Here is a 20,449-nt window from a genome sequence, read left to right as displayed (position 1 = left end):
ATATTTTTGCGTAACAAGTAACAAAATATTAATAAAAGCTTTAGACTTTGTTTTTTGATCAAGTAAACAGTTGCTTACCTTAACCCCAATAAAATTACAGTGATTAGACTCACGACAATTGCAGACATGTCTTACAAGCTAATTATGCTCTTTTTACAGTGTTTCTTTACTATCACTTAGTTACAGATACAAAAAAGCGCCGATTACTGACGTAATAGGCGCTTTTGAATTTCAACTCACAAAAGTGAGTTAATAATTATTTAACACCGCGACCTTCGCGTTTACGATCATTCTCTTTCAATGATTTTTTACGTATACGAATGCTTTCTGGTGTTACTTCAACTAATTCATCGTTATCAATGAACTCTAAAGCTTGCTCTAAAGACATAATAATTGGTGGCGTTAATGTTTGTGCTTCATCAGTACCTGATGAACGAACGTTAGTTAACTGCTTACCTTTAAGAGCGTTTACTGTTAAATCGTTATCACGGCTATGAATACCAATAATTTGACCTTCATAAATATCAATACCGTGACCAATTAACATACGACCACGAGATTGTAAGTTAAAGATAGCGTTAGTTAGTGCCTTACCAGTTGCATTAGCAACCATTACACCATTTTTACGCTGGCCAATTTCGCCACCCTTGTGAGGTCCGTATTCAAAGAATGTATGGTAAATCAAACCAGAACCTGACGTTAATGTCATAAATTCAGTTTGGAAACCAATTAAACCACGGCTAGGCATGATGAAATCCATACGAATACGACCCGTACCATCTGGTGCCATATCTGTTAATTCAGCTTTACGAACACCCATTTTTTCCATGATAGGGCCTTGATGTTGTTCTTCAACATCAATTGTTACGTTTTCATATGGTTCTTGTAGTTGACCATCAATTTCACGAATAATAACTTCTGGACGTGATACCGCTAATTCAAAACCTTCACGACGCATGTTTTCAATCAAAATGCCTAAGTGAAGTTCACCACGACCTGATACTTTAAATTTATCAGCATCTTGAAGTTGCTCAACACGTAAAGCAACGTTATGAATTAATTCTTTCTCTAAACGGTCTTTGATGTTACGTGAAGTAACGAACTTACCTTCTTTACCACAAAATGGTGAAGTGTTTACTTGGAAAGTCATGTTGATAGTTGGTTCATCAACAGATAATAAAGGTAAACCTTCAACTTCTGTTGGACAACAAACCGTATCAGATATTTTTAACTCACCTAAACCAGTAAGTGCGATTATATCGCCAGCAAAACCTTCAGCAATATCAAGTCGCTCTAGTCCTAAGTAACCGAATACTTTACCTACTTTAGCGTTATGTACGCCGCCGCTTGCTAGTTGTATAGTTACTTGTTGGTTTGGCTTAACAGAACCACGTGTAATACGACCAACACCAATAACGCCCAAGTATGAGCTGTAATCAAGCTGAGAGATTTGCATTTGGAATGCACCCTCTGGATCAGCATCTGGTTGAGGAACTTCTTTAAGAATAGTATCAAATAAAGGCGTCATGTCGGTACCAGTAACGCCCTCTTCTAGCGAAGCCCAACCATTGATTGCTGAAGCGTAGACAACTTTAAAGTCAAGCTGTTCATCAGTAGCACCAAGGTTATCAAACAATTCAAAAACTTGGTCCATAACCCAATCAGGACGAGAACCAGGCTTATCAACTTTGTTAATTACAAGAATTGGTTTTAAACCTTGAGCAAACGCTTTTTTCGTTACGAAACGCGTTTGTGGCATAGGGCCTTCTTGTGCATCAACAATGAGTAAAACTGAATCTACCATTGACATTACACGCTCAACTTCACCACCGAAATCAGCATGGCCAGGAGTATCTACGATATTTACACGGTAGCCATTCCAGTTAATAGCCGTGTTTTTAGCTAAGATTGTGATACCACGTTCTTTTTCGATATCGTTTGAGTCCATTGTACGTTCTTCTAGACCGCCTCGCGCATCTAGCGTACCTGACTGTTCTAATAACTTATCAACTAAAGTGGTTTTTCCGTGATCAACGTGAGCAATAATTGCCACATTTCTTAATTTATCTAACACAGGCGTTACTCGCTGTTACTATCGTTTATTGCTACTTTAAGTAGATTAACAATAGGGCTATAATTGGGCGCGCATTATACGGCTATTTAGCCTAAAAAGAAATCAATATATCAAAAATCTGTATTTATTTATGTTATATGAGACCGTATTTAGCAAAAAAGCTTACCCATAATATTGAGTAAGCTTTTTATTCACACAAAATAATTTAACTATAATCTATTAGTACTTAGCCGCTTGCCCCTTAGCTGGCAGGCTTTGCTTAATAAACTCCCGAATGTCTTGGTTAGCATCCCGCAAGTCTTCATGTCGTAAATACATCATATGACCACTTTCATAACCTTTAAATGATAAACGGTCTTTCATTAGCCCACTTGGGTCTAATTGCCACATAGTATATTTAGCATCAAAATAATTAGTCGCGCCATCAAAGTAACCCGATTGAATCATCACTTGTAGATATGGATTTTGTGCCATCGCGGAACGTAGTCCTTCACCGGTATTATTGCCTGTGCGATCCCAAGGGTGAACATTGCCAAACATATTATATTTAATGTCTGTTGTATAATTTAACTCTTCACGCAAGTAATAGTTAATCGCGGGGGTAAAGCTGTGTAACCATGAGCTTAATTCTGCATTGTAATCAGGACGTGAACCGGCAACTTTTTTATCAATCCCCAAATAACGAGAATCTAGTCGGCCAATAGTTTGCTTTCTGTCGCGTAATAATTCTTTCCAGAAAAATTGATTATCAACATCTAAATTATTATCAAGAACCGCTGTTACCGATAAACCGGCGTACTTGGCAACTTGCTCAGCAATGATTTGCTTCTCTTCAACTGAAATAAAACCACCTTTAGCTAAAGCGGGTAAGTACTCGCTTATAGTATAGGTTTCAACTTCTGCCAGTAACTCATTCAACGGTTTTTGTTGCAGTGCAGGTGTTAACGCTTTGTGATACCAAGCGGCAGCAGCAAAGTAAGGGAGTCTATTCGCGGCTTCTACGGGTCCATCTCGTTTGATACCAATATCCGTCGGTGACACTAAAATCACGCCATTAACATACATCCATTGACGTTCTTGTAACTCTTTCGCTAAACCGGCAACACGCGTAGTGCCATAGCTTTCACCAATTAAATATTTAGGTGAGCGCCAGCGGTTATTTCTACTGACAAAAGTATTAACCCATTCGGCTAAATATTTAACATCCGCATTTACACCAAAGAACATTTTCTTTTGTTGCTCTTTACTTGGCATTTTACCGTCTTTACCTGGTAAAACACGTGAATAGCCAGTATTTACAGGGTTAACAAAAACGATGTCTGCCACATCTAAAATTGAATAAGGGTTTGTTTTTACGCCATAAGGCTGTAATGGATAACCTTCATCATCTACATTCAGTACTCTAGGGCCAGTATAAGCCACATGCATCCACACAGAAGCAGATCCAGGCCCTCCATTGAAGGAAATAACTAATGGACGCTTAGCGGTATCTTTTACGTCGCTACGCTGATAATAAGTATAAAACAAACTTGCGGTTGGATTACCTTCTTCATCCCATACGGGTTGCGTTCCTGTCGTGGCGGTATATTTAAATTTTTGCCCATTAACGGTAGTGCTGTGTTTTGTGACATTTTTATCATCAATAACCAGCTTACGTTCATGTTTACTTTGCTGTTGATTAGGCTGGTTTTCAGCTAAAACGGGGCTAGATGATAAACTGAGCATCACCATAACAGGCACTAAAATTCTTAAGCCTTTATGTTTATTAATAAATGTTTGAACGGTTGAAGTAGAGATAATTAAATCCTCATCAGGGTTAAGTTTGCTTGAATTAGAGACATATACAAAATAACAGCAAGTATCGATAGGATAAAACTGTTTTCGGCAAAGTGATGATAAAATAGGATGAAACAAGGGGTAATGACAACGCGAAATTGTAGCCTTGTATTATCTAGACAGTGTAAGTAACCTGAACTCTGGATAATGAGTGCTTGATATTTAAGTAAATAGGCTGATTTATCTTATAAAACAAAGATATAACAGGGTCAAGGTTGCTATATCCACTATCAATGTTTCATTCTATTCTATTATCAAGGCAAAACGTTTATGAATAGCTGGCTATTTATCGACGTTTTAACGCTGAGAATGGGATAAAAGGGAATGTTGAGCAAGTGCTGCTTATCCAGAGCTCAGGTTAAGTAGATTGTATAGCTAAATTAAACAAAAAAAAAGCCGCGACCTTATTGGGCCGCGGCTTAATATTTTAGCTATTGATCATTACATCTTGCGAGTAATTAAGCCGTCGCTTTTTTTTCTGAAATGAAGAAGCTAGTTAAGTAAGCAATCAAACCGAATAGGAAGATCACCCCAGCAATTTCACGTAACCAATAGAAGATGGCTAATTTATCTTGAGTTGCCATAAAGCTTAATGCTTCACCAGACTCAGGTAAACGTTGTAACCATACTTGTAAGATACCAGCACCCGTTAAGAATAACGTGATAAAGACCATGGCCACTGTCATTAGCCAGAAGCCCCACATTTCAACAACTTGTGCTTTGTTACAGTTAGCTTCACCAATACCGCGTAGCTTAGGCATGGCATAAGAGATGATTGTCATAACAATCATTGCATATGCACCGTAGAAAGCCATGTGACCGTGAGCTGCTGTAATTTGTGAACCATGCGTATAGTAGTTAACAAATGATAGTGTATGTAAGAAACCCCATACACCAGCACCTAAGAATGCCATTACCGCAGTACCTAATGCCCATAATGTAGCAGCTTTGTTAGGATGTTCACGACGACGACGGTTAACCATATTAAATGCGTACAGTACCATTGCGAAGAAAGGAAGCGGTTCAAGTGCTGAGAAAATAGAACCAACCCACTGCCAATATTCAGGTGTCATTAACCAGTAGAAGTGATGACCAGTACCTAAGATACCTGAGATAAGCGCCATAGCGATAATCACATATAACCATTTTTCAATTACTTCACGGTCAACACCGGTAACTTTGATTAATACATAAGCTAAAATTGCGCCCATGATTAATTCCCAAACACCTTCTACCCATAAATGAACTACAAACCACCAGAAGTACTTGTCTAAAGCTAAGTTAGTTGGGTTATAAAAAGCGAATAAGAAGAATACAGCTAAACCAACTAAACCAGTCATCATCACCATGTTAATGGCAGTTTTACGACCTTTTAAGATAGTCATACCTAAGTTGAATAAGAAGCCTAAACAGACAACGACAATACCAATTTTAGTCAGTGTTGGTTGTTCTAGGAATTCACGGCCCATCGTTGGCCATAATTCATTAAAGGTAATATCAGCGAGTGTTGAATAAGGTACAAGCAAGTAACCTAAAATAGTTAATACGCCAGCTGCGGCAAATATCCAAAATAATATAATGGCTAATTTAGGACTATAGAGCTCAGTTTCTGCTTCTTCGGGCACCAGATAATAAGCCGCCCCCATAAAGCCAAACAGTAACCAAACAATTAATAGGTTGGTATGTACCATACGAGCAACGTTAAATGGAATTAATCCACCTAAGAAGTCACCAACAACATACTGCAGCCCCATAATAAGGCCGAATAATATTTGGCCTACGAACAAGATCATAGCAAAAATAAAATAAGGTTTTGCTACGGCTTGTGATTGATATTTTAAAGTATTCACGCCCTACCCCTCAATGTTTGGTGGCCAGTTATTGGCGTCTAGCTCTGATGTCCATTTAAGGAACTCAGCTAAATCATCAATTTCTTGGTCATTTAAGTGGAAGTTAGGCATTTGACGACGACCAGGAATGTTTAATGGCTGAGCATTCATCCAACCATTTAAGAAAGCTTTAAAAGCTTCTTCATTACCACCGCCGCGACGGTCATAAACGTTCATGAGTTCTGGAGCAAAATATGCGCCTTCACCGATAAGCGTATGACAACCAATACAGTTATTTTTTTCCCATAAGTGCTTACCGCGTTCAACCGCTTCGGTAATGTTTTGTCGATTATCCCGTTTGGGCATCTCTTTTACTGTGTGAAAAGTCAAAGCTAAGAATATTAAGAAGAAGAATATACTTCCACCGTAATAAATATTCCTTGCCATGCCTTTAGTAAAGCTCTCTGACATGGTGTTTCCTTAATGAAATAGTTCATGCGTGATACCAAGTCTAATAAGTTATTTCCCACTCAGTGAGAATTAAAAGGCTTAGGGGCAAGGCATTGATTGAAGAGAATGGTTGTTCAGGAGAATATGCTCCTGCATTCTCTAAGAAGCTACATCCATGTAGCGTCCTTCTCAAAATCAATAACGACGCAAATAAGCCTTTTAAACTCACCCTCCGGGCGCTAATGAGCAAACTGATAACATCGCAAAATTAATAAAACATAGATTAACTATGCTTAACCAATTTCGCTTGTTTCAAGCTCGCTCATAAAGTGCTGAGCTGTGAATGAACTTAATAGAGTTGGTATATTTTTATAAAGCAACTAGATAATAGCGGGGATGTCAGGTAGGTGACTTGATGGAAATCAAGTTTTCAAGGACTTGTAATAAATCGTTACATAATTAGAATTAACTTTGCGCTACATCAAACAAGCAGCATTTATTACTACGCATATCACTAAACAAAACGGCTATAACCTCATATTTATTAGGGTCATAGCCGCTTTTAACAATACTTATATCAATAATATTTTTAAGGTTATTGCCCTGCCTTTTTAACAATAACCGCGCCTTTCATCTTAGGATGAGGGCCACATTCATAAGCAAAGCTACCAAACTGTTCAAATTTACGTTGATAACTTTCATCAGGAAAAAAGTAATCGGGCTCTTCTTCACCTGAGCCTTTAAACCAAACATTGTGATATTGACGTTTCTCAAGATTTTTCCAAATGATGGTATCGCCAACGTCAATAATAACTTCGCTGGGAATAAACTGCTTTTTATATATTTCAACAATCACCTCTTTAGCGTGTACATGGCTTGTTGAAAAGATAAAACTGCACACGGTAATTAGCGTTAATAGCATTTTGTTCATTTATGAATCCTTTTTAAAGTAAGTAGTCATCTTCGAAGTGTCTGATCGAAGATCCATCTTGCACAAGCAACCACAGAGAATGGATCCCAGATTAATAGACCACCGGAATGACGAATTGCACAGCATGTACTCGTCTTATTTAATCTCTTTGATATCAATTTTATTATCATAATCATCAGCCGCTTTATATTTAGCAGCCGGTCTATCAACCTCAACCGCCTCATCGCCACTTACCCAACTTAACAAACCACCTTCGGGGTTATCTTTTTGTACTGCATTACATGCAGAAACACATTGCACACACTGAGTACAAGTAAATTTAGCCCGTTTCATATTCTGCGTTGGCAATCGCATCGGACACGCTTGGTCGCAAGGTTTGTGTTTATGGTAATGAATACAATCTCGACACGCTTTGGCGCGACTACGGTCAAATTTAATCACCATCGCTTTTTTATTTGCCATCCAAATAAGGCTTTGGAATAAACCCAACGCGCAGCCATATTTACAAAACACATGACGGGCAAAAATAAAGTCGATACTAAAAACAATGGTGCTCACGCTAATAAACAGACTAGCGCCAAAGCCTAACTCGAAATTAACTAAATCGTGTAATAAAGGTATCGGTGGCAACATGTAACTTGTCAGCGCAACAGCCCAAACAAATGCCATAGCAATGGCGGGTATTGCAACAATTAAACGCGGTAATAATTCTTTATTTTCAATACTTGCCCTTTCCCATACTGTGACTCGATTTAATTGCTTCATCATCAAATCGTTTACCAGCTCTACCACAGAAAAATGCGGACAAAGCCAACCACAATATATGCGACCAAACTTCCAAATCAGTACACCGGTAATCGCCACAAAAGCACCACCGGGGATAAGCACACGAGAGAATATTTTAATGGCTGCATCCACACTGTCACCACCGCCATGCAAGATAGAATCAATGCTGATGGTCCATGCCTGACCAAAAATAATAAAATGACCTAAGGTTAAGTCAAAACGAAAAATATTTAATAAAGGTGCAAAAATAAACAGGGCAAAAAAAGCCACTTTTGCACTCACCCTTGCTTGTTGTAATGACATCAGCATAGGTCGTCCTGCCATAATGAATAAAGCCTAATTTAATTTTACCTCGATACGAGTATTACTGACTTATTCCAGATCAGTCTTATGACGTTAAGCTCTATTGCAATTTTTTACACTTTTTATACAGAGTTGAGCTTGCTATCTATTCGTAACAAGATAAGCTACTAAAATGCTGAATATTCCGTCTAAAACATCAATAGTTATCATACTTTCCTTAGCGCTAAGTGCTTGTGCTGGCACTTCATTTGGTGACTTATTTAGTAACTACAATACACAAATGCAAGGGGTCAAAAATGCCCAGCAACAAGGAAATTTCGAGCAAGCGGTATCATTAATACCTGAACGTAATGAAAGTAATGGCAGTTACGGATTAAGTTTATTAGAAAAAGCCCGTTTAGAATTTCTTGCCAGTAATCACACACAAAGTCAGCAAGACTTTGCCCTGGTATACCGACAAGTTCAGCAAGCAGAGCAAGCAGCGAAAATTCAACTCAGCCGTGGCGTAGAAAATGTTACCGCGATAGTGAGTAACGACAATGCAACGCGATACGACATTCCCTATTACGAACAAAGCATGTTGCATTGTTACCAAGCACTAAATTATTTAAATCAAAACGATCTTTCGGGTGCCTTAGTTGAAATACGACGTGCTAATTTAGTACAAAACAAAGCCTTGCAAGCCAATCAAAAAGCACTTTTTGACAGCCAAAGTAGCATGGCAAAAAAGGGCGTCAGTCCTGAAAGCTTAGCCAGTAAATATCCATCAATGAATACCGCTATTGGTGAAGTAAAAAATGGTTTTCAAAATGCGTACACTTTTTACTTATCGGGCGTACTTTATGAAGCCGTAGGACAAGCCAATGATGCTTATATTGACTACAAAAAAGCGTTAGAAATTTATCCTCACAACATAACAGTGCAACAAGATGTTTGGCGATTAGCCAATAAGCTGGGTATGAGCAATGACATTCAGCTATTTAGTAAACGTTTTACTAACAACATCACCCAAGCTATTCCTCAAAAAAACAGTAATCAAAACAACTTAGCTAAAAGTGGTCAGCTGGTTGTGCTGGTAGAGCAAGGCATCATCCCGAGTAAACAGGAAGTATCTATTCACCTGCCTATTTTCACTAGCCATGATGATATGCGTTTTTATAGTGTCGCTTTACCGAGTTATCAAAATCGCCTAAACCAATATTCAGGACTTTCATTAAGCTACCAAGGGAAAACCTATCAATCGAATGAGATTGTTCGCTTGCAATCCCTTGCAGCCAAACAACTACAAGATGAAATGCCTGTCATTGTTACCAGACAAATAGTCCGTGTTATTGCCAAAGAAGAAATGAGACAACAAATGAGCCGAAAAGGTGGTGATGTCGGTAATATTTTAGCGGGCCTTTATAATATTGCCTCTGAAAAAGCTGATACCCGAAGTTGGAGTACCCTACCCGATAGCATTCATGTACTTCGACTCAACTTAGCGCCGGGTCAGCACGAAGTAGAATTAAACATTAACGGTAGTAATCGCACCATCACCGTTGAAATTAAAGAAGACAGACAAACCTTAGTAAAATTAACCTCTATTGGTAGTTATACTAATTACCAGAGTATCAACCTTTAAATTGCACAGTTGAATTTGAAACGTTAATTTGAAATATTAATTTGAAAATAGCCCCAGTTAACATATGGAGTACTAAAAATGAAAATAATGACATCTTTGGCAGCAGGTATTACGACAAAAAAAGCTACTATCACATCAAAACGTACTGCCCTGTTAATAGCAGCATTAACCACAACGTTATTAATCAGTGGTTGTAAAAATATTCCACCCGTTACCTCTGGTATGGGCACTGATCAAATAGCCCCAGGGCAAAAATTCAGTAAGCATTTACAGGTGCATAACCCAGAGTTAAGCAAAAGACTGCATATAAGTGACATCCGATCTCGAACCAGTAATGACCTGCTCGAAATTAATTTATCACTCACCAGCACCTATAAAAAAACACTCAAACTACAATATCAATTTACTTGGTTTGATAAAGATGGCTTTGTTATTGAGGCAGGTAAAAGTCCTTGGCAACCGCTTGATTTACATGGCATGCAAACAGAAACGGTACCAGGGTTAGCACCAACAACTAACATAGCCTCGTTTAGTCTCTATGTACGTGAAGTGCCAGAAAAGTTTTTTAAGTTTTAGCGACTAAATAAAAAATTTAGTCATACAAATTAACATTACCAATATTAAAGGAACACCCAATGAAAAAACTGATTCTGATTACCAGTGTTGCACTAACACTTACCCTTGTTGCCGGCTGTACCAATAAGTCTGCCGTACGTTATGGCGATGCAAACGAAGTAGAAACAACCGATATTAGCTTTGGCTCTACTGACTTACAAAAAGTTGCCGGTCAAATGACTGACTCTTTATTAGTGTCCCCTGTTATTGGTACCTTAACAGCAAACACTCGCCCAATTATGTTTGTAGAAAGCATCAAAAACAAAACCAGTGAGCACATTGATACCGAATCAATTACTGACTCTATCTCGACCAAGTTACTTCGTTCTGGTAAATTCAGATTCGTAGATATGGGCCGAGTGGAAGCTGCTCGTAAACAACTTGATTATCAACAAAATAGCGGCATGGTTGACTCAGCTAAAGCGATGCAATTTGGTAAGCAAGTGGGTGCCCAATACATGCTTTATGGCAACCTAGCGAGCATAGTTAAGTCGAATAAAGATCAGTCAGATGTTTATTACAAATTTACCCTACGTTTAATGGATTTAGAAAGTGGCCTAGTCGAATGGGCTGATGAAACTGAAATCCGTAAAACCAAAGGCAAAGAATTCGTTAGCTGGTAACTGATAGCTGGAGATATAACGATGAAATCACTATTAGTATGTTTAACACTGGTCATTTTATGCTTCAGTTACTCAGCTAATGCAGACTACGACAGAAACAAGGCTGTACCCGTTGAAAAGGTACTCTTTGGCTCAGTCATTTCTGCCAGAAACATTAGTCAAGAAGAACTGGTTCAAGATAAAAACAGTGGTTGGAAAACCTTTGGTGGCGCACTCATTGGCGGCGCCATAGGTAATCAATTTGGTGGCGGTAGCGGCCGAGACATCGCAACCGTATTAGGTGCTGTTATTGGCGGGAGAATGGCCAATAATCGTAGCCAAGATAAAACGGTAACGATTCGTTTAGTCGAGTTAATGATAGAACTAGACTGCGCTGAACAACAATGCCAGCAATTTATGGTGATTCAAGATTACGATCAACAAATGGTCTTTCATCACCAAGATGCGGTAAGAATGGTTTACCTTGCCAACGGTAATGTAAGAATAGATAAACAATTCTAAGATCTATGTAAAATCATTTATCACTAGGTTAATTTTCAATTAAGTTAGTGGTAAATGAATTTCCACTTGCAAGCCACCTTCAGGATGGTTGTTCAAAGTGATTTTACCTTGATGACCATCACTGATTTCTCGACAAATACTTAAACCAATACCACTACCATCAGTTTTCGTTGAATAGTAAGGTAGGAAGGCTTTCGTTAATACCTCTACTGGCATACCGGGGCCAAAATCCCTCACGATAATAGCTAAATGGCCTTGCTGACTTTCAACACTCACGTCAGTTGCTTGATCGGCGCAGGCTTGTTGAGCATTTTTAAGTAAGTTTATTAACAATTGTTCAATCTGGCTCTCATCACCTGAGATCATCAAACTTGTTTGCTGGCAATTCAGGGTAAATTGATACAACTCTTGTAATTGCTTCAAGGTTTTTATTAAATCAAAGGGCTGTTTTTGTGGTTTGGATAATCGCGCCAACTGGCTGTAACTCTGAATAAATTCTGCCAGTTTATTTATGCGTTTAGAAATTGTTGCGAACACTCGAATTAGTTGTGGTTCATCTAAACGTTCTGCCAGTATGTTACCGCTATGACACATAGAACTGATAGGGGCAATAGAGTTATTAAGCTCGTGATTAATAACTCGTATTACTTTTTTCCATGTTTGTAACTCTTGTTGATGCATGGCTTGAGTAATGGGTTTAAGTAACGTGAGTTGATGACGGGTGCCATGCAACTTCAATTGATGCCGAGATAAGTGCCAACTCTGTTCTGTTTTAGGGCTATCTTTTACGTCTGCATCACTATTTCCATAACTAGTGTCTGCTAACAGTAATTGAATGATGGCATTATCTTTATCTTGATGCTGAATAAGTTCAGGTAAGTTCTCATCTAATAGCGTTGCCCAAGACATACCCAACATGCTCTTTTGATTAAAAAAGTACTCGGCTGCTCTATTGGCAAAAATAATAGTATCTCTGTGGTTAACTAACACAGTAACCACATCAGAGGCATTAACGACCTTATCTAACAATAACTCTCGTTGATAGAGTGATTGCTTTTCTTGCCTTAGTTTATCAGTCACTTGATTAAAGAGTGCTAACACTTCGGATTGGCTCTGATTTTTATTCGTACTGTTATCTGCCAAACTAATTGAAAAGTCACCGTCTTGTAAGTTGCGTAAACCATGTAATAAAGTCTGCAATATTTGATGCGTTTGTCTATGGTGATATTGATAACGCATAACAGCTAAAAAAATTAGCAATATTGTACTTATGCCGAATAACCAAGGTAAATTAGGCAATAACAAAGTGAAGCTAACAATAAAAGCAATATTGATTAGGATTAATTGGACGATTAACATAGCTACTCTACTAACCTAACAAATTTATTCGTCATTCCCGAAGTGTCTTATCGAGAATCAAATAACTTAAAAACTGGATCTTCGACAAGTACACTCGAAGATGACGGATTACCTTACCGTGGTTCAACTAACTTAGCCGCTAACATAGTGACTCTACCTCTATCTGATATTTTTCTATACGACGGTATAACGCTTGTCGACTTAATCCCAGCTCTGTGGCGGTATGTTTGATAACGCCATTATGCTTAATCAATACTTGCTCAATATGTGCTTTTTCATTTAACGCGGGGTCAGCTTGACTTGAAGCCAATTGAAAATCACTTGGCGCTAAGATGTTAGCATTAGCAAACACTAAGGCGCGCTTACAGGCATTCTCAAGTTCACGGACATTGCCCGGCCATGGATGCTCAGTTAACACTTGTATTGTTTCATCACTTAATGAGTGACCACTGCCAATAAAATATTGCGTTAATGGCACAATATCGGCTTTTCTCTGCGCTAAATCAGGTAAATTTAACTCTATAACATTTAATCGATAATATAAATCTTCCCTAAATGTGCCTTGCTGCACTGCTAAACGTAAATCAGCATTGGTTGCGCTCAATACTCGCACATCAACTTTAATGGTGGTATTGGCGCCTAAACGTTCAAATTCTCCCGTTTGTAACACACGCAGTAATTTCATTTGGCCAGAGAGAGGTAAATTGGCTATTTCATCTAAAAATAAAGTGCCGCTATCAGCGGCTTCAAAACGACCAATGCGGGCTTGATTAGCCCCCGTGAAAGCACCTTTTTCTGCACCAAAGAGCTCAGCTTCCATCAACTCATGCGGTAAGGCGCCCATATTTACTTTTATAAAAGCATGATTATGACGGGGCGATTGTTGATGAATATAATCGGCAAGTTTTTCTTTACCTGCACCATTCGCCCCTGTGATTAAAACATTAACGTTGGCACCTGCCACTTTGCTTGCTTGAGCAATGAGAGCGTGCATTTCTTGGCTTTGATAGATGAAATCTTTCGGTGGCTTTTGATTGTTCTCGTTTTGACGGCTCTTACCTTTAGTGCTCAGGCTGTTTTGACTATATTGATCAACTAAAGCGAGCAGTTTTACATCGTCCCAAGGTTTTTGCAGATAATCAGTCGCTCCGCCTTTTACTAAAGCAATAGCCGTTTCTAGTTGAGTCCACGCTGTTATTAATATGATAGGTAAATCACTGTTCAGTGCTTTTAAAGCATTAAATAGCGATTTCCCTTCTTTTCCAGAGGTGATACCTTCTGCGAAATTCATATCTTGAATAACTAAATCAACTCGTTGGTGAGCTACCGCTAATAACGCTTGTTTCTCATTTTCCGCTGTTAACACGCTGTAACCGTGCAAGCTTAATAATAACTCAAGGGCTTCAAGTATATCGGGGTTATCATCAACGACTAATATTTGGGGCATAGCTTGTTTTTTTCACTTTTATTTAGCATTATTCTGCATTTATTTTTACTGTTGTGATTGAGATAATGTTAGCCATCAGTATGGCTCAATTAAATTGATGAGCCACACTATTACCTCTCTTGTTATACAGTGCGAGTAGCAATGACAGGCGAAATATTACTGGTATGGTACGCAGGAAACCAAGTTGCAATAGTACCTGAAATAAATATTACCGCTGTAGCCAATACGAACAACATCATATCAGGTTTACTTAAGCTAATATGCTGGCTGAGCAAAATATTAAAACCAATGGCGACTAATATCCCCAACAAACAACCAATACTATAAACCAACCAGTTTTCAGTTAACACGTAGAGTAATATATCTTTTTTACGCGCACCTAAAGCACGACGAATACCTATAAATTTCTTTTGTCGTGAGATATGAAACTGAGAATAAGCATAACTACTTATAGCAGTAACAAATAGCATTAAACCACATAATAGTAAGAATAAGTCTGATAGACCTTGGTCATCACGATAAAAGTTTTTTAAGTGCTCAGACATAGTAAACACATCAAAAATATCACGCTCAGCTTGTACTGCTAAAATAGTATCACTCACTTGATTACGTACATTTGCCATTTGACCCGGTTCAACATTGAGTACGTAGAATCGACCGATAAAAATATATTTCATCATAGTATTCATAAATAAGCCGTATTGCTTATCTCGCGGTAGTGTTGGATCAAGCATGATATCTTTAATCACGCCAACAATAATACCATTATTAGTTTCACGTCCTACAGCAGACTCGTCACCATAAAGACCTTTCTTTAGTGACTCAGTAATGACAATATTACTTTTAGCTTCACTATCAAAATCAAGCTCATCACTTTCATTTAAAAAGCGCCCTTCTACTATTGTAAACCCCATGGCTTCCGCTAAATGTTCTTCTGCTAAAGTATATTTTACATTTTGCAAATATTTATCAGTTTTCTCCTGTTCAGGGTTATCTATATCATGTGTGTTACTCAACATGCCTCGTCCTCTGATTGGTAATTGGTTTGTTATAGAAACACTATTCACCCCAGGTAATTGATTTAATTTAGCTAAATCTTCATTTACTATAGAACGATAATAGTCTAAATCGCGATAACTACCTGACGTCGGGTGAGTAGAGACGATTAAAATATTTTCATCATCTAACCCCGTTGGTTGCGCCATTTTTTCGCGCGTATCAAAGGCTAAAATAGCACTATTCACCAATAATCCGAGTGTGATAGCCAGTTGTAGTATCAGCAACCCTGTGGTGAATTTACGTAATAATAAGGACTTAATTAATCCTTTTATATTCAATGTAGTAAAATTCATGCGTATTCCTTATTTTAATTCGGCTGAAATAGTGTAACGATTCGCACGATATAACGGATATAACGCACTAAAAATCGCAGTAACTAACGCTAATAACACACCTAATAAGAGTAACTTAGGTTCTAAAACCGCTAAGTTTTCTAGGTCAGGTAAAAACTTGGTTGATAGTTTCAAGAACAACCAACTAAGTAATAAAGATAACAGCCCAGCAATAACACCTAACAATGCACTTTCTGTGATCCCTTGCACCAGTATATGCTTATTACTAGCGCCAATAGCACGGCGTAAACCCACTTCAAATTTTGCCGAATGAAAACGTGACAACAACAAACTGCTGGCATTGAATACGCATACACAAAGGAATAATACTGACGCTAAAGTGAAAGCTAGCACTTTTTGGTCAACAATATTTTGTTCTAACAGCCACGCATTCACATCACGTAATTCATTACGAATAGCTAAAGGATGTTCACCTACATCTTTTAACGATTGGCTGTAATTATTTAAGTAGTATTGAAAGGCTTGTTTTTGTGCCGAGTTTTCTAACTCGACCCAAGCTTGTAAATAGAAAACATCGCGATCACGAGTAAACTTTACACCTTTGTAACTCACTGTCGAAGAACTACGTGCATGAATTGACCAACCTAAATCTATAGATGTTTCTAAAGGAGCATAAATATCATCGGTTAAGTTAAAGGCGCGCCCTTCGGTAGCGTGGTAAAATAAAGGACGTAAATTCCATGGTTTTAATACACCAACAATAGTTAACAATTCACCATCTAGCTCTAACACTTTACCAACACTGTTTTCACCGGAAAAAATCTTTTGGTTTAATTCATGACCAATCACTACTTCCATACCTGAGCTTTTTATAAAACCGCTACCGTAAGCAAAAGGAGCATTGGTTAAGGCAAAAAATCCTGGGGTGGTAGCACGGACACTTGAATCAAAACGTTTCAAGCTTAGTGAAGCAGAATCTCGTGCATAAACACCTGATGCATAAAAAACGGCACTATTTTTGGGAATATCAGAAGTCACTATTTTCATCGCCTCACGATAACGCAATATATGAAAAGGTTCAGCTTGGGGATCATCATTAGGCCATGTGTTCATACTTACATGAAACAGTTGTTCGCTTTTTTCAGGAATAGGATCACTTGCCATTGAATTTACCAAGGCTAAGTTAGCACAAAGCAAACCAACACCAATCGACAAAGTTAAAACTACTAAAAAGTATAACGAAGGAGCACGCTTAAAGCTCTGCATAGCCAACGCTAAATTATAAGTAAACATGCTGTTGCTACGCATCGGCCATCTCCTCATTTACCGCAGCAGAGATAGTTTTACCTGAGCTTTCAGCCACTCTATCTAGCGGAGCATAAATTTTAAAGTCTGCGAGTTGGCCATCAATAACTTGCACATTACGGTTCACTTCACGTGCTTGGTCAGGATCATGAGTTACCATAATAATAGTCGCGCCACCTTTGTTAAGGTCATGCAGTATTTCCATCACTTGACGCGCCATTAATGAATCAAGGTTACCTGTAGGCTCATCCGCTAATAATATTTTCGGTTCACCGGCAAGTGCTCTAGCAATAGCTACACGCTGCTGTTGTCCACCAGATAACTGACTTGGTAGGTATTTAAACCTTGATGCTAAACCGACTTTTTCTAGCGCTTCTTCAACACGACGTTTGCGTTCACTGGCACTAAAGCCACGGTACCGTAGTGGCATGTCGACATTGTCAAAAATACTGTAATCAGGAATAAGGTTATAGTTTTGGAAGATAAAGCCTATTTTTTCATTTCGTAAACGTGATAGTTCATCATCTTTGAGCCCTTGCACGCTAACACCGTCTAATTCATATTGGCCACGATCGAAGTTATCTAATAATCCTGCGACATTCAGAAAAGTAGATTTTCCTGATCCAGAAGGTCCAGTTACCGCCACAAACTCTCCAGCTTTCACATTTAAAGAGAAGTCTCGTAGTGCGTGAGTTTGAATGGTATCACTTTGATATATTCTAGAAATGTTGTTCATATTAAGCATGGTACTTTCCTTTTGTATTAAGCTCTATTTGAAGTGTCACTCACTGAGTGCAAGCTCCATTAATTTATTTAATTACACTAATTTATTTTGCTGATATTGGTGAATGCGATGCTTGCTAGCCACCTAGGTAAACTTGTTCTGCTTTGTTAAAGTATTCGTAATCTGAGGTTATAACTTGCTGGCCAACCTCAAGACCCGAGGTGATTTCAATATATTCAACGCTGCTTATTCCGGTTGTAATCGCTATTTTATTTGCATAGTTGTCTTCAACAAGTTTGAAGATGAACTTGCCACCTAACGACCCCATAAATGCACCGCGTTTAACCATAAGTACATCTTCTTTTTTCTCAAATTCTATTCGAGCATTAATTCGTTGGTTCTGTCTTAACTGAATATTCGCAGAATTACTGATTTTAGCCCTTACGGTTACTTGGTTACCCTTTACTTCTGGTGAAATAGCAATTATTTCTCCTCGTATTGGAACCCCTGAAATTTTCATTGAAACTTCAAGACCAATACCTAAGTCATCGGCGTAAAACTCTGGCACACTCAACTCAGCTTCATACTCAGACAAATCGACAATGGTCATAATCGCGGTGTTGGCAGCAATAGTATTTTTTTGTGCGACCAACCAATTACCGACAACACCATTTACTGGTGCTTTAACAGCGAGTGCATCATGACGACGTGACAATTCTTCGAGAATAAGCTTTTCTTTTTGAACTAAAAATTCTCTATGCTTTTTTTCAAAGCGTAATCGCTCTATCGCAAACGCTACTCTTTTTTTAGCATGGTCAAATAAACGATTTGCATCCGCTACCGCATCTTGGCTTTTTAACCAATCGACTTCACTGATGATTTGCTTACCGAAAGAAATTTCTGCACGTTGATATTCGCGTTTCGCTACATTTAAACTTGATTGCGCCATATTCATATTACTTTCAAGGTCAAGCTGCGCCTCTTTATCCGCTAATACCCCACGGTTTGCATTAATACTTAACTGTTCTAATGTAGATTGTTGCAACTTAATGAGAGCATCTAATTCTGGGCTAACTAACCGAGCCACTATTTGATTTTTCTCCACCGCCTCACCGGGTTTGGCTAGCAGTGTTATTTTGCCTATTTCAGTGTTGTAAAGTTGTGGCGCATTTGCCGCAACCGCTTTACCGGACACAACAACATCGCGAATGAGGTCTCCTCTGATCACGGTATCGACTTGAATAGTTTTGCTATCAACGCTGGGGATTGAAGAATACCACTGAGATAACGTTGGCAAAGCAACGTAAGACAGGCCACATAGTAGTGTTATGCTCAGCAATATTTTGTTTACTGCTATTTTTTTAGGATTTGCTACCACCTCATCCTGTCCACTTGTTCCTTCAATCATACAATTCTTCTTATTTATCTACTGATAGCCTAGTGTTGCAGATTCGATGCCAAATAATATACCCATTTAAATAACTGTATTTAAAGGGGTTATTAATCGGTTGATATAACTAAGTGTCCGAACGGACACAGGATATGTCCGTGACTGTCCGTATAAACGATAGCGGACACTTAAAGTTATTATCGATGGATGTCATAGAAACTGAAAGGATGGACTAATAGAGATAAGTAACAGTAGTAAAGTGATAAGAATTAACAGTGATTAAAATGAGAAAGCTAAGTTGTATATGAGTAGGGAATAAAGTAAGCATAAAAGAAAATATAAGCTAACGAATAAATTAGCTTATATAGGCTCTATATAGTTGTGAGTTACCAATTTTGCCTGTTGGTGAATTCTCTAGCTTTATCATTTGGGTGCGTTTGGTTATAAGTTTTGATGGCTCTGTTCTTACCTAGTAGAATTTTAACTTGATAGTAAGACTCTCTAGCAAGTGCAAATCCTGGTTTACTCCACCAACTTTTATTATAAAGTTTTTTTGTCGCGGCGATTGAATCGGGTGACTGCTGACAAATAGTTTCTGCCAGTTTTAATGCTCTTTCGTAAGGCTCTGCATCTATATGGGTAACTAAGCCATATTTAAGTGCTTTGTCCCCGTTAACAACGTCACCTGTCATAGCAAGTTCTTTAGCTATATCTAAACGAAGTAATTCCTTTAACGCGAGCGTTCCACCCATATCAGGTATTAAACCCCAACGAGATTCCATAATAGAAATTGAAGCTTCAGGCGTAGCGATGCGAAAGTCTCCGCCCAGCGCAATTTGCAAACCTCCTCCCCAACAACGACCATGAATAGCCATAATCACTGGTGCAGGGATGCATCTCCAGCCAGTTGAGACATATTGTGCTAGATTAGCTTGCCAAGGTAACCATTTAAAAAGTAACGCAAGTGGAGCTTTTGCAGAGGCCATTACCGATTTAATGTCTAAACCAGAACAAAAGTCTTCACCGTTGCCAGTCACAATCACAGCCCTTATTGTTCGATCGATTTTCAAACGCTTAATGATTTTTTTAATAGCGATGAACATCGCCATATCAAGAGCATTACATTTATCAGGCCTATTCAAACGAACCAAAGCAATACCATTATTTATTTCAAGATTTACTCTTTCTTCAATATTATCGTTAAGCATGACCGGAATTCTATATTATAGTGGTATGACCACCAACCTAACGTATATTTTCCAATAAGTCGATTGAAAAACATCCAGCTATCATTACTATT

At 38.3% G+C, this 20,449-nt stretch carries 17 protein-coding genes; 4 read left to right on the top strand and 13 right to left on the bottom strand.

The genetic code is table 11. The features are described from left to right. Positions 1-256: 256 nt before the first annotated feature. From typA to CXF71_RS14395, 6 genes are all read right to left on the bottom strand, one after another. The gene (gene typA / locus CXF71_RS14420) at positions 257-2,074 is read right to left on the bottom strand and encodes a translational GTPase TypA (protein ID WP_101233660.1); all 1,818 of its coding nucleotides are present in this window, start codon (positions 2,072-2,074) and stop codon (positions 257-259) included. Between the two features lie 219 nt (positions 2,075-2,293). Continuing rightward, a complete protein-coding gene (locus CXF71_RS14415) occupies positions 2,294-3,805 on the bottom strand; it encodes a S10 family peptidase (protein WP_101234197.1) in 1,512 nt (503 codons plus the stop codon). Positions 3,806-4,368: 563 nt separating this feature from the next. After that, positions 4,369-5,760 carry a cbb3-type cytochrome c oxidase subunit I gene (locus CXF71_RS14410; protein WP_101233659.1) on the bottom strand — a complete coding sequence of 464 codons (1,392 nt, stop codon included), beginning with the start codon at positions 5,758-5,760 and terminating at the stop codon, positions 4,369-4,371. 3 nt (positions 5,761-5,763) lie between these two features. After that, entirely contained in the window at positions 5,764-6,210 is a 447-nt protein-coding gene (locus CXF71_RS14405) for a c-type cytochrome (RefSeq protein WP_101233658.1), read from the bottom strand. Positions 6,211-6,784: 574 nt separating this feature from the next. Next, complete coding sequence (locus CXF71_RS14400) at positions 6,785-7,120, bottom strand: cupredoxin domain-containing protein (RefSeq protein WP_101233657.1); 336 nt, start codon at positions 7,118-7,120, stop codon at positions 6,785-6,787. Between the two features lie 135 nt (positions 7,121-7,255). Then, the gene (locus CXF71_RS14395; protein ID WP_157826770.1) at positions 7,256-8,215 is read right to left on the bottom strand and encodes a 4Fe-4S binding protein; all 960 of its coding nucleotides are present in this window, start codon (positions 8,213-8,215) and stop codon (positions 7,256-7,258) included. Between the two features lie 166 nt (positions 8,216-8,381). Between CXF71_RS14395 and CXF71_RS14390 the strand changes: the two genes are divergently transcribed. The 4 genes from CXF71_RS14390 to CXF71_RS14375 all read left to right on the top strand — a co-directional run bounded on the left by CXF71_RS14390 (position 8,382) and on the right by CXF71_RS14375 (position 11,572). Next, positions 8,382-9,833, top strand: a complete 1,452-nt coding sequence (locus CXF71_RS14390) for a COG3014 family protein (protein WP_101233655.1) — start codon at positions 8,382-8,384, stop codon at positions 9,831-9,833. A gap of 78 nt (positions 9,834-9,911) precedes the next feature. Continuing rightward, complete coding sequence (locus CXF71_RS14385) at positions 9,912-10,409, top strand: YcfL family protein (RefSeq protein ID WP_232771493.1); 498 nt, start codon at positions 9,912-9,914, stop codon at positions 10,407-10,409. A gap of 59 nt (positions 10,410-10,468) precedes the next feature. Beyond that, positions 10,469-11,071 carry a penicillin-binding protein activator LpoB gene (lpoB, locus tag CXF71_RS14380; protein ID WP_101233654.1) on the top strand — a complete coding sequence of 201 codons (603 nt, stop codon included), beginning with the start codon at positions 10,469-10,471 and terminating at the stop codon, positions 11,069-11,071. A gap of 21 nt (positions 11,072-11,092) precedes the next feature. Further along, the gene (locus CXF71_RS14375) at positions 11,093-11,572 is read left to right on the top strand and encodes a glycine zipper 2TM domain-containing protein (RefSeq protein WP_101233653.1); all 480 of its coding nucleotides are present in this window, start codon (positions 11,093-11,095) and stop codon (positions 11,570-11,572) included. 39 nt (positions 11,573-11,611) lie between these two features. Here the strand turns inward: CXF71_RS14375 and CXF71_RS14370 are convergent, their stop codons facing one another. The 7 genes from CXF71_RS14370 to CXF71_RS14340 form a co-directional block, all read right to left on the bottom strand. Then, positions 11,612-12,931 carry a sensor histidine kinase gene (locus CXF71_RS14370; protein WP_101233652.1) on the bottom strand — a complete coding sequence of 440 codons (1,320 nt, stop codon included), beginning with the start codon at positions 12,929-12,931 and terminating at the stop codon, positions 11,612-11,614. A gap of 139 nt (positions 12,932-13,070) precedes the next feature. Next, positions 13,071-14,378: a sigma-54-dependent transcriptional regulator gene (locus CXF71_RS14365; RefSeq protein ID WP_101233651.1), complete on the bottom strand. Its 1,308-nt coding sequence runs from the start codon at positions 14,376-14,378 to the stop codon at positions 13,071-13,073. Positions 14,379-14,500: 122 nt separating this feature from the next. Then, a complete protein-coding gene (locus CXF71_RS14360) occupies positions 14,501-15,730 on the bottom strand; it encodes an ABC transporter permease (RefSeq protein ID WP_101233650.1) in 1,230 nt (409 codons plus the stop codon). Positions 15,731-15,739: 9 nt separating this feature from the next. Further along, positions 15,740-17,038 (bottom strand): ABC transporter permease, encoded by a 1,299-nt coding sequence (locus CXF71_RS14355; protein WP_101233649.1) that lies wholly within the window; start codon positions 17,036-17,038, stop codon positions 15,740-15,742. Beyond that, complete coding sequence (locus tag CXF71_RS14350) at positions 17,031-17,780, bottom strand: ABC transporter ATP-binding protein (protein ID WP_101233648.1); 750 nt, start codon at positions 17,778-17,780, stop codon at positions 17,031-17,033. The genes CXF71_RS14355 and CXF71_RS14350 overlap by 8 nt, the downstream gene beginning before the upstream one ends. Positions 17,781-17,895: 115 nt before the next feature. Then, a complete protein-coding gene (locus tag CXF71_RS14345) occupies positions 17,896-19,167 on the bottom strand; it encodes an efflux RND transporter periplasmic adaptor subunit (protein ID WP_101233647.1) in 1,272 nt (423 codons plus the stop codon). A 368-nt stretch (positions 19,168-19,535) separates the two neighbouring features. Next, the gene (locus CXF71_RS14340; RefSeq protein WP_101233646.1) at positions 19,536-20,357 is read right to left on the bottom strand and encodes a crotonase/enoyl-CoA hydratase family protein; all 822 of its coding nucleotides are present in this window, start codon (positions 20,355-20,357) and stop codon (positions 19,536-19,538) included. Positions 20,358-20,449: the final 92 nt, after the last annotated feature.

The organism is Colwellia sp. 12G3, assembly GCF_002836775.1.
Lineage (GTDB): Bacteria > Pseudomonadota > Gammaproteobacteria > Enterobacterales > Alteromonadaceae > Colwellia.
This window is presented reverse-complemented; position numbering and strand designations above follow the sequence as displayed.